A 14,494-nucleotide genomic window follows, 5' to 3' on the forward strand; every position below is an offset into this window, starting at 1 on the left:
CGGGGCGGAGCCGCGGCGGGACGGCGGCGCGGGGCGGGGCGGGGCGGGATCAGGGCAGCGGACGGGCGTGACGGAACCGTAGACGGGTGCCCGGCCGGGCCTGGGCGAGAGCGTCGAGGGCCGCCTCCGTCGCCACGGCGATCACCGGATAACCCCCGGTCACCGGCCCGTCGGCGAGCAGGATCGTCGGGCGACCCGACGGCGGCACCTGCACGGCCCCCGGGACCATTCCCTCGCTTGGCAGCTCGCCGTCTCTGATGCGCTCCAGCTCGGGGCCGTCCAGCCGCATCCCGACACGGTCGGCCGCGCCGGAGACGGTCCACAGGTGCTCGAACAGCGCCCGGTGTGCGGATGCGGCGAACCAGTCGGCCCGCGGGCCGGGGGCCAGTTCGACCTCGATCTCGCTGTCGTGCGGCGGACCCCACGGCGCGAGGTCGGCGACGGGCACGGGCGTGCGCGGCTCGGCGCCGATCGCGATCGTGTCGCCGGCGCGGAGCGGGGCGGGTCCGAGCCCGGCGAGCACGTCGGTCGCGCGAGAACCGGCAACGGCAGGAACGTCGACGCCACCGCGGAGAGCGAGGTATCCCCGCGCTCCGGAGGCGAACCAGTCCACGTGCAACTCGGCGCCCGCGCCCCAGTGCACGGCCGTGTGCGGGTCGACCGCGTGCCCGTCGAGCGTCATCGGACCCGTCGCCCCGGCCAACGCGACCCAGACGTCGCGTTCGGCGACGGCGCGGAACCCGCCCACCGTGATCTCGATTCCGGCGACGTCCTCCGGGTTGCCCACGAGCCGGTTCGCCCGGCGCAGAGCCGCCCGATCCAGCGCGCCCGAGCGCGCGATCCCCAGCGAGGCCCGGCCTCCGCGGCCGAGGTCCTGCACCGTGGCGAGGAGCCCCGGCTCCCGCACGCGCACCCCCGCCGCATCCCCCGCCGAGAAACGACGTTCCGGATGAGAAACGACGCGCGGCGTTGTTTCTCGCCCGGAATGTGGCGTCTCGACGAAGCGCACGCGGGTGGCGGGGGGCAAGAGCACCGGGGATGCGGCGGACGGGTCGAACAGCGGAGCATCCGTCGTGCCGATCAGCCGCCAGCCGCCCGGGGTTTCGCGCGGGTACGCACCCGTGAAGGCGCCGGCCAGGCCCACCGCGCCGGCGGGCACGCGGGTCCGCGGCGACGCGAGCCGCGGGACGTCGAACGGCCAGGCGTCGCTGACGAGGTACGCGAACCCCGGCGCGAAGCCCGTGAACGCGACCGACCACTCCGCGCCCTGGTGCCGGGCGACGAGTTCGGATGCGGGAACTCCGAGCATCTCGGCCGTCGCCGCCACGTCGGGGCCGTCGTAGCGGATCGGCACCTCCACGAGCGGCGCGGGGTCGAGGGAACGATCCCCGGCGGCGCGCTCGGCTTCGTCGCGGATCCAGGAGCGCACCGCCGAAGGGGAGATGACGGACGGGTCAAACGGCACGAGCACCGTCCGGGCGGCGGGCACGACATCGACGATCCCCGCCGGGCGCGACGACGCGAGCACCGCCGACAGTGCCAGCACCTCGGCGAGCGATCCCGTTTGGGCAAGCACGGCCCGCTCCCCCATCGACCGGAGCTCGATCGTCACCACGGGGCACGCACCTCGACGCCCGCGGCATCGAGCGCGGCCCGGACGGCTCGGGCCATCGCGAGGGACGCGGGCGTGTCGCCGTGCAGGCAGAGGGATGCCGCATCCGCCGTCAGCGGAGTCCCGTCCACCGCGTCCACGACCCCGTGGCGGGCGAGCCGGACAGCGCGCTCGGCGACGACGACGGGGTCATGCAGGACATCACCGGTCTCGCCGCGGGACACCAGCCCGCCTGCCGCCGTGTAGCCGCGGTCGAGGAACGCCTCGCGGACGAACGGGAGGCCCACCTCCCGTGCTGCTCGTTCGATCTCTCCGGCCAGGCCCAGGATCGGAAGGGCCTGTCCCAGGCGGGCGGAGAGCTCCGCGACGGCGGCGGCGACCGCATCCGCCTGCCCGGCGTCGACCGTGACCGCGTGGTACAGCGCGCCGTGCGGCTTGACGTAGCGCACGTCGGCGCCGGCTGCCACGAGCGCCGACAGCTGCACGGCGACCTCGGCGCGCAGCTGGGCCGGGGATGTGTCGCGGCGGACTCGGCCGAAGTTCTCCGCGTCGACGTACGAGGGATGGGCACCGACGGCCACGCCGTGCCGACCGGCGCGCTCCACGGCCGCGCGCATGGATGCGGCGTCCCCCGCGTGCCCTCCGCACGCGATGCTTGCGCTGGAGATCACCGCGAACATCGCCTCGTCGTCGGCGGTCGGCACGCCCGCGATCGTCTCGCCGAGGTCGGCGTTCAGGTCGATCACGCGCATGGGCCCACGCTACCGGCGCGGACCGGCCCGGACGGGCCGCGCCCGGCGCGGACCGACTCGGCCGGCGCGGGGTTCGGGTTACGGGCAGAGGCGGCGCGGGTTACGGCTGCGGAACGATGTGCGGGGCGGGATGCGGCGACCCGCCGCGGGAGGCAGGATGGACGGATGACCCCCGCTCCCGGAGCACCGCTGCTGTCCGTTCGTGACCTGGCCGTCGACTTCGCCACGCTCGACGGGCCCGTGCGCGCCGTCGATGGCGTCGACTTCGACATCGCCGCCGGGGAGACGATCGCGATCGTCGGCGAGTCCGGGTCGGGAAAGTCGACCACGGCGATGGCGATCATCGGCCTCCTCGCCTCCGGCGGATCCGTCGCCCGCGGCAGCATCCTGCTCGACGGCGAAGACCTCACGCGCTTCTCCGAGGGCCGCATGCGCGAAGTGCGGGGGCGTCAGATCGGCCTCGTGCCGCAGGACCCCATGTCGAATCTCAACCCGGTCGCGAAGATCGGCACGCAGGTGGCCGAAACCCTCCTCGCGCACGGGCTCGCCACCCGCTCCGACGTGCAGCGGAAGGTCGTCGAGACTCTCGAGGCGGCGGGGCTTCCGGATGCGGCGACCCGCGCCAAGCAGTATCCGCACGAGTTCTCCGGCGGGATGCGCCAGCGGGCGCTCATCGCGATCGGGCTGGCCTGCAGCCCGCGGCTGCTCATCGCGGACGAACCGACGAGCGCGCTCGACGTCACGGTGCAGCGCACGATCCTCGACCAGATCGAGCGGATGACCGCCGAGCTCGGCACCTCCGTGCTGCTCATCACGCACGACCTGGGGCTCGCCGCCGAGCGGGCGTCGCGGGTGATCGTGATGCACCGCGGCCGCGTGGTCGAGCAGGGCCCGGCGCGGCAGATCCTCGAGGCTCCGCAGCATCCGTACACCCAGTCGCTCGTCGCCGCCGCCCCGTCGGTGGCGGCCGTGCGGCTCCGGCCGGAGGAGTTCCGCGGCCGCAAGCTGGAGACGGTCGAGGCGGCCGCCGCCGATCACATCGTGGAGATCGAGCACCTCAGCAAGGTGTACCCCACCCGCGGGCGCGGCGACGACTTCCGCGCCGTCGACGACGTCTCGCTCGCCATCCCGCGCGGTCAGACGGTCGCGATCGTCGGGGAGTCGGGATCGGGCAAGACGACGACAGCGCGGATGCTGCTGAAAGTGGTCGAGCCGACCAGCGGGTCGATCCGGTTCGAGGGGCAGGACGTCGCCGCCCTGAAGGGTGCGGCGCTGCGGGATTTCCGCCAGAAGGTGCAGCCGATCTTCCAAGATCCGTACTCGAGCCTCAACCCCATGTTCACGATCGAGCGGATCATCGAGGAGCCGCTGTCGTTCTACAAACGCGGTTCGGCCAAGGAGCGCTCGGCGCGTGTGCGGCAGCTGATGGATGACGTGGCCCTGCCGCAGTCGATGCTGCGCCGCTATCCGTCGGAGCTGTCCGGCGGGCAGCGTCAGCGCGTGGCGATCGCGCGCGCCCTCGCCCTCTCCCCCGACCTCATCGTGTGCGACGAACCCGTCTCGGCACTGGACGTGCTCGTCCAGGACCAGGTGCTCACCCTGCTCCGCGACCTCCAGACCGAGTACGGCCTGAGCTACCTCTTCATCTCTCACGACCTGGCGGTGGTCCGCCTCATCAGCGACTACGTGTGCGTCATGAAGGACGGGCGCCTCGTGGAGGCAGCATCCAGCGAGGAGATCTTCACGAACGCGCGTGACCCCTACACGCGGCGCCTCCTCGCCTCGATCCCCGGCAACGAGCTCGGCCTGACCGGCTGACCCGCCCCGCCGCCCGGCCGTCCCGCCCGCCCCGAACCGCGAGACTGCATCCCCGCCACGAGACAGCCGGCGACGGATGCGGTCTCGTGGCGCAGATGGAGTCTCGCGGTCCTCCCGCCCCGCGCACGGGGACCGCGGGGTCAGCGGGCGCGGGTGCGGGGGTCCATCGCCTCGCGCAGGGACTCGCCGAGGAGCGTGAAGCCGAGCGCGGTGACCGCGATACAGATGCCGGGGAGGAAGGCCAGCCACGGCGCGATCGCCAGTTCGGACTGCGCGTAGGTGAGCATGCGGCCCCACTCGGCCGTCTGCGGCAGCCCGCCGCCGAGACCCAGGAACGACAGCGCCGCCGCATCGATCACGGCGGTGGCGAGGGTCAGCGTCCCCTGGACGATGACCGGACCGACGCTGTTGGGCAGCACATGGGTCATGGTGATCGACCGGCGGGACAACCCGAGCGTCTGCGCGGACAGCACGTAGTCCGCGCCGCGCTGCTGCAGCAGCGACGCGCGCAGGAGCCGGGCGAAGACCGGTATCTGGGATGCTCCGATCGCGATCATGATCGCCAGCTGGCTCTGCCCGAGGATCGCCGCGATCGACACGGCCAGCAGCAGGTTCGGAACCGAGAGGAGGATGTCGACGAATCGCATGACGACGTTGTCGACCCACCCGCCGAACATCCCGGCCAGAAGGCCGAGCAGCATCCCGCCGACGAGGCCGAAACTGGTCGAGACGATGCCGATCGTCAGCGAGGCCTGCGCGCCCCAGATCAGCTTCGACAGCACGTCGCCGCCGAAGCGGTCGAGGCCGAGAGGGAACTCGGCCATCTCACCCGGGCCCGGAATGTCGGTAGGCGTGATAAACCGCTGGCCGGGGAGCGACTCGGCCGGGTACGGGGCGAGGATCGGGGCCAGCAGCGCGACGAGGAGGAACAACGCGACGATGACGGCGCCCACCCAGGCGGTGGGGTTGCCCCGCAGTCGCCGGAAGACGTCACGCCAGAACCCGCCGCGCGTCTGGGCGCGGAGGAGCCCGGCGTCGACGATCGCGTTGTCGTCGACGGGTCCGCCGCTGGGGGCGGGGGGCAGGATGCTGGAGCTCACTGCACTCTCACTCTCGGGTCGATCACGCTGTACGACACGTCCACGAGCAGGTTGATCAGCGCATACAGGATCGCGATGAAGATGATGAACCCCTGCAGCACGGGGAAGTCGCGCGTGAAGATGGCCCTCGCGAGGAACTGCCCGATCCCCGGGAAGGCGAACACCGTCTCGGTGAGCACCGCCCCGGAGATCAGCAGACCCGCCTGCAGGCCGACGGTCGTGACCACCGGGAGCATCGCGTTGCGGAGGATGAAGCGGTTGCGGAGCGTTCCTCGGCCGATGCCCTTGGCCCGGCCGGTGCGGACGTAGTCGGCGTTCTGGACGTCGAGGACGGATGCGCGCGTGATGCGCACGATGATCGCGAGCGGGATCGTGCCGAGGGCGAGCGCCGGCAGGATGAGGTGCAGGAACGCGTCCCACGCCGCATCGAACTCGCCCGTGATGAGGCCGTCGAGCACGTACAGATTCGTGTAGTGGGTCGCGTCGATCCGCGGGTTCTGCCGCCCGTCGGAGGGCAGCCATCCCAGCTGCACCGCGAAGATGTATTTGAGGATGAACGCGAGGAAGAAGACCGGGATCGTGATGCCGACGAGGCTCAGCACGACCGCGATGTGGTCCCACGCCTTGCCGTGCTTGCGCGCGGCCCAGTAGCCGAGCGGAATGCCGACGCCGACGGCGATGATCAGCGCCGCGATCGACAACTCCAGGGTCGCGGGGAACCGCCGGACGAACTCCTCGAGCACGGGTCGCCCGGTCTGGATCGAGGCGCCGAAGTCGCCGGTGGCCAGGCGCCCGAGCCACGTGAAGTACTGCACGTACAGCGGCTCATTGAATCCATAGAGCTCGTTGATGCGCTCGACGGCTTCGGGGGTGGCGCGCTCACCGAGGAGCGCGACGGCCGGTCCGCCCGGAAGCGCCCGAACCCAGAAGAACAGCAGGACGGACAGGCCGAACAGGGTCGGGATGAGCAGGAGCAGACGCCTGCCGATGGTGCGTAGCACGAGGACTCCGAGGTAGGGTCCTCCGCCTTGCCTGAATCGGCTGCCTCGCGACGCGTTAGGGCAGCCGATTCACGCAAGTCGGACGACGGGAGTGCGAGGATGCTGCGACCCGGGCGCCGCGTGGCGGTCCGGGTCGCAGCATCCGGGGTGTCACTCCGACAGTTCGATCAGGTTGTAAACCTCGTCCTGCACCGGGCTGGCCGGGTACGAGGTGACTCGCTCGGCGAACGCCAGGGTCGGGACGGGGCTTGCCAGCGGGATGCCGGGCAGGAACTGCGCGATCTGCTCGTTGATGTCCTGGTAAGCCGGGTCCTGCTCTTCTTCGGTGGCGAGGCCGCGCGCGGTGGTCAGCGCCGAGAACAGCTCGGCGTTGTCGAAGCCCCACTCGTTCGAGGGAGCACCGAAGAAGGTGCCCACGAAGTTGTCGGGGTCGTTGTAGTCACCGGTCCAGCCGAGGAGGTGGATGCCGTGATCGCTACCGCCCTGCATGAGGTCGAGGTACTCGGCCCATTCGTTCGAGACGGGGTTGAGCACCACGCCCACGGCCTCCAGCTGCGACTGCAGGTTCGTGAAGATCTGCTCCGGGTTCGGCATGTACGGCCGCGAGATGTTGACCGGGTAGTTGAAGGTCAGCGTCAGCGGGTTCGCCTCGGTGAAGCCGGCTGCGGCCAGCAGCGACTGAGCCTCCTCGACGTCGTACTCGTATGTCGTGACGTCCTCGTTGAAGCCGATGACGCTTTCCGGCATGAACTGGTCGGCGATCACGGTGCCTTCGGGCAGCACCTGGCTGACCAGCTGCTCCTTGTCGATGGCGTGGGCGAGGGCCTGGCGCACGCGGATGTCGGCGAGCGCGGGGTCGGCCTGGTTCATGGCGAGGTACAGGATGTTGAACGGCTCGCGGTTGACGAGCGTGTAGCCCGCGTCCTCGAGTGCGCCGAGGTCGGCGGGGGCGACGAGGTCGTAGCCGTCGATCGAGCCGGATTCGAGCGCCTGGCGGCGGGCGGTGGTGTCACCGATCACGCGGAAGATGACTTCCTGCACCTGGCCCTGCTCGCCCCAGTAGTCCTCGTACGCGGTGACGGTCGCCTCGGCGCCCGGCTCCCACGAGTCGAACATGAACGGTCCGGTGCCGGTGGGGTGCTCGGTGGCGTACTCGCTCAGCGTGGGCGCCTCCGAGGTGCCGCCCACGTCGTCGGCGTTGTACTCCTCGAGCGCGGCCGGGCTCTGCATGGCGAACGCGGGCAGCGACAACGCCGGGATGAATCCGGCGAACGGCTCGTTGAGGGTCACGGTGACCTCGGTGTCGCTGCCGACCTCGCAGCTCTCGTAGATCGAGGTGCCGGTGTCGGCGTAGCCGCGCATGATCTTGCCCCAGTAGTAGGACAGGCTCTCGCTCTGCGCGATCCCGGTGAAGTTGTTCTGCCGGTCGAAGTTGAAGCAGACAGCATCCGCGTTGAACTCGGTGCCGTCGTGGAAGGTCACGCCCTCCTTCAGCTGGAAGGTATAGGACAGCCCGTCTTCGGACTGCTCCCAGCTCTCCGCCAGGAGCGGCGCCGGGTCGGCCGTGCCGGCCTCGACTCCGACGAGACCCTCGAAGATCTGCCGCGAGATACGGAACGACTCGCCGTCGCTGGCGAAGGCCGGGTCGAGGCTCGAGGGGTCGCCCGACGCTCCGAAGACGAAGGTGGAGTCGACATCGCCGGACGTCGTCTCCTCTTCCCCTCCGCCGCGCTGACTGGAGCAGGCGGAGAGGGCGATCGCCCCGATCGCGACCGCGGCGGCGCCGCTGAGCAGGCGCCGTCTCATCGTGTGTGCCATGTGCTGTGCACCTTCCATGTGGGGGTGAAGACGGGGCCGACGCGCGTCCACGCGGTCGTGCCGCATCCGGTTCAACCGATGTACCGACCGTACCTGCAAGCGATCCGGGTGCTGGTTGCCCGTGTGTATCGATCGTGTTTCGACCGTTCCGCCGGCCCACCCCCGCCGCGGGCTAGCGTGGAGGGATGGCCCGCGCCCGCGTCGAACCCGCCGAGATCGCCTCCACGCGCCTCTCCGACGGGACGATCGCCCGTGTCGTGCCGTCGCCGTATGCGGGCGGATACGAGCTCGAGGTGGACGGAACACCGCAGTCGCACGTCGACCCCGACGATCCCACGCACCTGCACTTCGAATACATCGCGCGGATGGCCGCGGTGATCGACCGGCTGCGGATGCCGGGGCAACCGCTCACCGCGGTGCACCTGGGAGCGGGCGCCTTCACCCTGCCGCGGTACGTCGAGGCGACGCGGCCGGGTTCGCGTCAGCAGGTGATCGAGCTGGAGCAACCGCTCGTCGATCTGGTGCGCGCCACCCTGCCGCTACCCCGCGGAGGATCGATCCGGGTGCGGATCGGGGATGCCCGGGAGGGACTGGGACGCCTTCCGGCAGGCCTTGTCGGGCAGGTCGATCTGCTCGTCAGCGACGTGTTCGCCGGAGCGCAGACACCGGCCCACCTGACCACGGTGGAGTTCTACCGCGACGCCCTCCGGCTGCTCGCCCCCGACGGCGTGCTGCTGGTCAATGTCGCCGACGGCGCGGGGCTCGCGTTCGCGCGCCGGCAGGTCGCGACCGTGCGCTCCGTGCTGCCGCATGTGGCCGTGCTCGCCGAAGTGCAGGTGCTCAAGGGCAGGCGTTTCGGCAATCTCGTGATCGCCGCATCCCCCGCACCCCTGCCGGTGGAGTGGCTCCCGCGGCTCATGGCGGCGGGACCCCACCCGGCGAAGGTGGCGCACGGCGCCGAGCTCGACGAGTTCGCCCGCGGCGCGCTTCCTGCCACAGATGCGGATGCGACGCCCTCCCCCAAGCCGATTTCTTCGCTGTTCGACCGCTGAGACCGGCGTGCCCTCCCGGCGACCCGGCGCGGCTGCCACACACTAGAAGCGGCCCGTGACAGGCGAGCGACACCGCACGGCGAAGGGAGACGACGATGAGCTACATCCGCGGATACGACCCCGAGACGCTGCGCGAGATCGTCGACCTGAACGAGTGCCAGCATCGGCTCGACGAGATCGGTACGCAGCGGAGCCTGCCGGCTCTGCTCGAACGCGTCTGGCTCCTGAAGGTGCTCGGTCGGCTGGATGACGCCCTGTCGGTGTCGGACCAGTCGGTGCGCGTGGCACGGATGGCCGGAACCCGCAAAGACCTCCTGCGCGCACGCATCCTGCATGCCACGATCCTGCAGGCCCGCGACGCGCTGCCCGCCGCGGCCCAAGAGCTCAGCACGTGTGCTGCGGAGGCCGACGGCGCGGGATGGTCGGGGATCGCCGCCTTCGCCTACCAGCATCGCGGCAAGGTCTACTACGACGCCGGCGATTACGACGACGCCCGCACCGACTTCAAGCGCGCCCTCTTCCTCCGCCAGGACGCCGGCGCCGCCGACGAGCAGCTCGAATCGACGCTGCTGGCGATCGATGCCGCCGACCGGCGTCGATCCCGCGCGTCGGTCGCCAGCTGACTGTCGGCACCTGCCTTTACGCTCGATTGTCATGTCGGAGCTGCAGCGGGTGCGCACGTGGGCGGAGGCGTTGATCTCCCTCCACCTGGATGCGACGTGGTCGTTCGGGTTCGACAACGCCAAACGTCGCGCGGGCCTGTGCGACTACACGCGCCGCCGCATCAGCGTGTCGCGCTACCTCACGGCCCGCTACGACGACGACACCAACCACCAGACGCTGCTGCACGAGGTGGCGCACGCCCTCGCCGGGCCGGCGGCCGGCCACGGAGCGCAGTGGAAGCGCGTCGCGCGCGACCTCGGCTACATCGGCGGCACCACCCACGCGGGCGAGACGGCGAACGAGCTCGCGCCGTGGGTGGGCGTATGCCCCGCCGGGCATGTGGCTTACCGCCACCGAAAGGCGACCCGGCCGACCTCCTGCGCGAAATGCGCCCCGCGGTTCGATCCGCGGAACGTCTTCACCTGGACGCGGCGCGAGATCACCCCCGCCACGCGGCTGGCCGCGCAGACGCCCCGCTGACCCGGGCTCTGGCGGGTTGCGCTGGGGTGGGCGGATGCGCCGCGGCGTCACCCCGGCACGAAGGCTCCGTTGCGGAGGACCGGTACGACGGATGCGGCATCCACCACCGCTGCGGAGAGCACCTCGTCGCGCCGGCCCTGTGCCGCGAGCTGTCGGCCCGACCCGCTCGCCGTCAAGAGGTGCCGTGTGGCGCCGCGGAGCGCGCGGAACGCCTCACCGGCGACGGCGGCGTCGGGCGAGCAGGCGTCGATGCCGAGGTCGCCGAGCGCCGCGATGACCGCCCCGGCGCCGAGGGAGTCTTCGACGGCGAAACGCAGCTCCGGCGCATCCGCCTCGACCCGCTCCCCGGCCGCGACCACCGCCACGCTCGTGCGAACGCCGCGCTCGCCCTGTCGCGCGAGGACCCACCGGGCCACCGCCAAAGCGTTGCGGATGCACCCGAGCACGACCTCGCCTTCGCCCCTCGCGGCGGCGGATGCCACGGCCGCGCCGTTGAGCGAGACGGTGTGGGCCGCGGCATCCAGCCGGTACGACCCGCCCGCGGCCAGCAGGTCGGTCACGGTCGAGGAGAAGCGCAGCACGTCCACGACCACCACGATGTCGGCAGGGGTGAGCCGGGCGAGGCCCTCGGTTCCCCACTCGAAGCGCACCTGGTAGACGGACTGGTCGAACGAGGATGCGGTTGCAGGCACCCGTCGAGCCTAGGACGCGCGCCGCGGCCGGCCCGATGGGCGAGGATGGGGCGATGCGCATCCTGCTCAAGCTGGTCATCGACTGCGACGCCGACGCGGCCTGGCGTGCCCTTCACTCCCCACGCGCGGTGGCGGAGTTGTACGGCCCGCTCCTGACGATGGAGCCGCTGTCCGATGCGCCGACCTCGTGGGAGGCGGGGATGGACATGCCCGTGCAGCTGTCCGTCGCCGGCGCGCTCCCCATGGGGAACCAGCTCATCTCCGTCAGTGAGCGCGAGGCATCCGACGCCAACGGCCCGGTGCGGATCTTCCGCGACAGCGGCATTCCCCTCACCGGGCCGCTGTCGAGTCTGGATGTCTGGGACCACCAGATGGCCGTATCCCCGGCGCCGGGCGACCCGACCCGCACCCTCTGGCGCGATCGGCTCGTGATCGGCGGGCGCACCGCGCCGCTCCTGTGGCCGGTGCTGTGGTCCACGTGGCAGTGGCGTGCCGCCCGCATCCGCGCCCTCGCCCCATCGTGGGCGCACGATCCGGAGCCCGTCGCCGGCGACTGAGCCCGACAACGACCACCCCGAGAAACGACGATCCGGACGAGACGGCACGCGGCGCGGCGTTTCTCATCCGGAACGTCGTTTCTCGCGGGCGCGGACGCGGGCGGACGGAGGGACGCGGGGGTCAGGCGAGGCCGTGGTCGTAGGCGAAGACGACGAGCTGCACGCGATCGCGAAGACCGAGCTTGGCGAGGATGCGGCTGATGTGCGTCTTGACCGTGGCTTCGGAGAGGAACTCCCCCGCGGCGATCTCGGCGTTGCTGAGGCCCCGGGCGGCGAGCGCGAACACTTCCCGCTCACGCCCGGTGAGGGCCGCGAACGATGGCGGAACCGGCCGGGTCTCCCGCGCCCCCGCGGCGAAGAGTTCCCGGGTCGCCGACGCGGCGATCACGGCGGAGCCGGCGTGGACGGTGCGTATCGAGGCGAGGAGGAACTCCGGTTCGGCGTCCTTCAGCAGGAACCCGCTCGCACCCTGGCGGATGGCGCGGGCCGCCGCCTGGTCGAGATCGAAGGTCGTCAGCATGACCACGCGGGGCGGGTCGGGTCGGGACAGCAGATCGGCCGTCGCGGCCAGGCCGTCCATCACCGGCATGCGGATGTCCATGAGCACGACGTCGGGGCGGGTGGCGGCGACCACGGCGAGTGCCTCGCGGCCGTCCGCCGCCTCCCCCACGACGTCGAGGTCGGGCTGGGAGTCGATGACCATGCGGATGCCGGCGCGGAACAGCGCCTGATCGTCGACGAGCACGACGCGGATGGGCGTGGTCATGGCGCCTCCGCGATCGGGATCCGCGCGGTGACGACGAAGCGACCGCCGTCGGGCCCCGCCTCGAGTGCGCCCCCGGCCAGCTGCGCGCGTTCGCGCATGCCGATGAGTCCGTGCCCGCCCGTGGAGGGGGGCGCGGGGGACGCGAGCGGGTTGCCGACCGCGATCTCCACCCCGCGGGGATGCCACGCCAGCCGGACCGTGACCGGGCCGCTCGCCCCGTGGCGCAGCGCGTTGGTGAGGGCTTCCTGCAGGATGCGGTAGACCGCGAGCTGCACGGAGGCCGAGGGATCGGCGGCCGGCGCCGGATCCACATCCACCTCGAGGTCGACACCGGCCGCACGCACCTGGGCGTACAGCGCGTCGACATCGGCCAACGTGGGCTGCGGTCCCTCGCCCTGGCTGTGCCGCAGCTGGGTGAGGAGCAGGCGGACGTCCGACAGCGCGGCGCGGGCCGTCGTGGAGATCGTGCTGAGCGCCGTCGTCGCGGCGGCAGGATCGGATGCGGCGGCATACCGTGCACCGTCAGCCTGCGCGATGACCACCGCGAGCGAGTGCGCGACGACATCGTGCATGTCGCGAGCGATGCGCACCCGCTCCTGCTCGGCAACCGCATCCGCCTCGGCTTCTTCGCGCGCACGTCGCGCCTCACGCGCGGACAGCGCCGTGCGGACCAGGGCTCCCGTGACCCACGCCAGCAGCAGCGCGAACGTCGCGGCGACGAGCACGGCGAGCCCCACCGTGATCAGCCGAGACTCCACGACGCCGGGCTGGACCACGTAGAGGTACACCGCGATCACGAGCGCGCCCGCGAACGCCGACGCGAAGCCCAGCCAGTACACCAGGCGGCTGCCGTACGCGGCGGTGGCGTACAGCACCGCGAAGATCGCCACGTTGCTGGGCGACGGGTCGAGCAGGGCCACCATCTGCACGATCGCGCTGAGCCACGCGATGGCGAGCGCCAGCCCCGGGGCGAGGCGGCGGAACGCGAGCGCCACCGCGAGCAGTGCCGCCGCGCCGACGCCCGCGAGCAGCTGCGCGTTGCTGCTCATGCTCAGCAGCGACACGTCCACCACCAGCGCCACGAAACCGAACACCAGCGCCGCGACGACGTCGATGACGATCTGGGAGCGGCGCAGCGTACGGAACATCGTGTCCGAGGCTACGCGGAGCGGGAAGACGCAGCATCCGCCTGCAGATGTATCTGCGGGGGCTGCCGCTACCGCGCGTAGACCCGCAGGGCGGCAGGTATGGCGCGGATGCTGAGCGAGAACCCGGCGGGGTCGGCCTCCTCCAGCTCACCGTCGTGGACGTACACGGGCTCCGCCTTCCCGGGGCGGACCTGGATGTCCCACGCCGGTTCGATGAACCGCTCGAAGTCGGAAGCGGGCGGCATGAGCCGCAGGGCGCGCATCGCGGCGACCGTCCGCCGCCCGAACGCGAGGGAGGCCATGGCCCGCACCCGCGACCCTCGCGCGTGGTGAACCCGCACGTCGAGGGTGGGGTCGTCCAGGTGCACGCGCTGCATCGTCGCGTGCCGCTCCGGGTCGTTGCGTCCGACGCTGACGAACACCGACCACACCGCCGCGCGGCGGCCATCGCGGACGATAACGATCGGCTGGGAACCATGCAGTTCGCGCCAGATCGCCACGACGCCACCGGCCCACTTCCCCAGATGGCCCTCGCGGGTGCGTTCGGCGAGGAACTGCGGGTACGCGCCCAGCGAGACAGCGTTGAGAACCGTGATCGGATGCCCGCCGTCCACCACGACCTCGGCCACCGCGACCTCGCGGAGGCGTCCGGCGGTGAAGGCATCCAGGGCCGCATCCACGTCCTCGAGACCGGCGGCGCGCGCGAAGTGGTTGAACGTACCGCCGGGGAGCACCAGCAGCGGAACCTCGTAGCGACGCGCCAGGTGCGCCATGCGCGACACCGATCCGTCACCCCCGAGCACGCCGAGCACCGCGGGGCGGTCACGGGCGGCCATGGCCTCCGCCACGACGTCGTCCAGGCTCTCGTCCGCGTCCAGCTCGCGGACGACGGCGCGCGGCAGCCGCCTGCGGATCTCCGGCATCGGATCGGCACGCAGCACCGCCTCGCCCGCGCCGCTGTTCGCGAGCACCAGCAGACCCAAGCCGTCCGCAGACGCCGGTTCGTTTTCGTCGGGCATGCTCCGACGCTACTGG

The 14,494-nt window shown here is 71.7% G+C and carries 14 protein-coding genes; 5 read left to right on the forward strand and 9 right to left on the reverse strand.

Annotated elements, in window-relative coordinates:
• Positions 1-49: 49 nt before the first annotated feature.
• Positions 50-1,615: a 5-oxoprolinase subunit B/C family protein gene (locus AC4FS1_RS09400; RefSeq protein ID WP_491154453.1), complete on the reverse strand. Its 1,566-nt coding sequence runs from the start codon at positions 1,613-1,615 to the stop codon at positions 50-52.
• Complete coding sequence (gene pxpA, locus AC4FS1_RS09405; RefSeq protein WP_491154454.1) at positions 1,609-2,364, reverse strand: 5-oxoprolinase subunit PxpA; 756 nt, start codon at positions 2,362-2,364, stop codon at positions 1,609-1,611. Before pxpA ends, AC4FS1_RS09400 begins: the two co-directional genes overlap by 7 nt.
• 165 nt (positions 2,365-2,529) lie before the next feature.
• Here pxpA and AC4FS1_RS09410 point away from each other — a divergent pair, with 165 nt between their 5' ends.
• Positions 2,530-4,182 (forward strand): ABC transporter ATP-binding protein, encoded by a 1,653-nt coding sequence (locus AC4FS1_RS09410; protein WP_491154456.1) that lies wholly within the window; start codon positions 2,530-2,532, stop codon positions 4,180-4,182.
• A 140-nt stretch (positions 4,183-4,322) separates the two neighbouring features.
• Here the strand turns inward: AC4FS1_RS09410 and AC4FS1_RS09415 are convergent, their stop codons facing one another.
• The 3 genes from AC4FS1_RS09415 to AC4FS1_RS09425 form a co-directional block, all read right to left on the reverse strand.
• Entirely contained in the window at positions 4,323-5,282 is a 960-nt protein-coding gene (locus tag AC4FS1_RS09415; protein ID WP_491154457.1) for an ABC transporter permease, read from the reverse strand.
• Positions 5,279-6,283, reverse strand: a complete 1,005-nt coding sequence (locus AC4FS1_RS09420) for an ABC transporter permease (RefSeq protein ID WP_491154458.1) — start codon at positions 6,281-6,283, stop codon at positions 5,279-5,281. The genes AC4FS1_RS09415 and AC4FS1_RS09420 overlap by 4 nt, the downstream gene beginning before the upstream one ends.
• Before the next feature lie 150 nt (positions 6,284-6,433).
• Positions 6,434-8,101, reverse strand: coding sequence for an ABC transporter substrate-binding protein (locus tag AC4FS1_RS09425; RefSeq protein WP_491154460.1), 1,668 nt, complete (start codon positions 8,099-8,101; stop codon positions 6,434-6,436).
• A gap of 185 nt (positions 8,102-8,286) precedes the next feature.
• Here AC4FS1_RS09425 and AC4FS1_RS09430 point away from each other — a divergent pair, with 185 nt between their 5' ends.
• From AC4FS1_RS09430 to AC4FS1_RS09440, 3 genes are all read left to right on the forward strand, one after another.
• Entirely contained in the window at positions 8,287-9,153 is an 867-nt protein-coding gene (locus tag AC4FS1_RS09430) for a spermidine synthase (RefSeq protein ID WP_491154461.1), read from the forward strand.
• A gap of 95 nt (positions 9,154-9,248) precedes the next feature.
• Positions 9,249-9,776, forward strand: coding sequence for a tetratricopeptide repeat protein (locus AC4FS1_RS09435; RefSeq protein ID WP_491154462.1), 528 nt, complete (start codon positions 9,249-9,251; stop codon positions 9,774-9,776).
• A gap of 31 nt (positions 9,777-9,807) precedes the next feature.
• A complete protein-coding gene (locus AC4FS1_RS09440) occupies positions 9,808-10,296 on the forward strand; it encodes a SprT-like domain-containing protein (RefSeq protein WP_491154463.1) in 489 nt (162 codons plus the stop codon).
• A 47-nt stretch (positions 10,297-10,343) separates the two neighbouring features.
• Here AC4FS1_RS09440 and AC4FS1_RS09445 read toward each other — a convergent pair whose 3' ends face one another.
• A complete protein-coding gene (locus AC4FS1_RS09445) occupies positions 10,344-10,988 on the reverse strand; it encodes a 2-phosphosulfolactate phosphatase (protein ID WP_491154464.1) in 645 nt (214 codons plus the stop codon).
• Between the two features lie 53 nt (positions 10,989-11,041).
• Between AC4FS1_RS09445 and AC4FS1_RS09450 the strand changes: the two genes are divergently transcribed.
• Positions 11,042-11,545, forward strand: coding sequence for a hypothetical protein (locus AC4FS1_RS09450; protein ID WP_491154465.1), 504 nt, complete (start codon positions 11,042-11,044; stop codon positions 11,543-11,545).
• A 121-nt stretch (positions 11,546-11,666) separates the two neighbouring features.
• Here AC4FS1_RS09450 and AC4FS1_RS09455 read toward each other — a convergent pair whose 3' ends face one another.
• The 3 genes from AC4FS1_RS09455 to AC4FS1_RS09465 form a co-directional block, all read right to left on the reverse strand.
• The gene (locus AC4FS1_RS09455; protein ID WP_491154467.1) at positions 11,667-12,311 is read right to left on the reverse strand and encodes a response regulator; all 645 of its coding nucleotides are present in this window, start codon (positions 12,309-12,311) and stop codon (positions 11,667-11,669) included.
• Positions 12,308-13,459, reverse strand: coding sequence for a sensor histidine kinase (locus tag AC4FS1_RS09460; RefSeq protein ID WP_491154468.1), 1,152 nt, complete (start codon positions 13,457-13,459; stop codon positions 12,308-12,310). Before AC4FS1_RS09460 ends, AC4FS1_RS09455 begins: the two co-directional genes overlap by 4 nt.
• 68 nt (positions 13,460-13,527) lie before the next feature.
• The gene (locus AC4FS1_RS09465) at positions 13,528-14,478 is read right to left on the reverse strand and encodes a diacylglycerol/lipid kinase family protein (RefSeq protein ID WP_491154469.1); all 951 of its coding nucleotides are present in this window, start codon (positions 14,476-14,478) and stop codon (positions 13,528-13,530) included.
• Positions 14,479-14,494: the final 16 nt, after the last annotated feature.

It is taken from the genome of Microbacterium sp. Z12_35 (genome assembly GCF_058310475.1).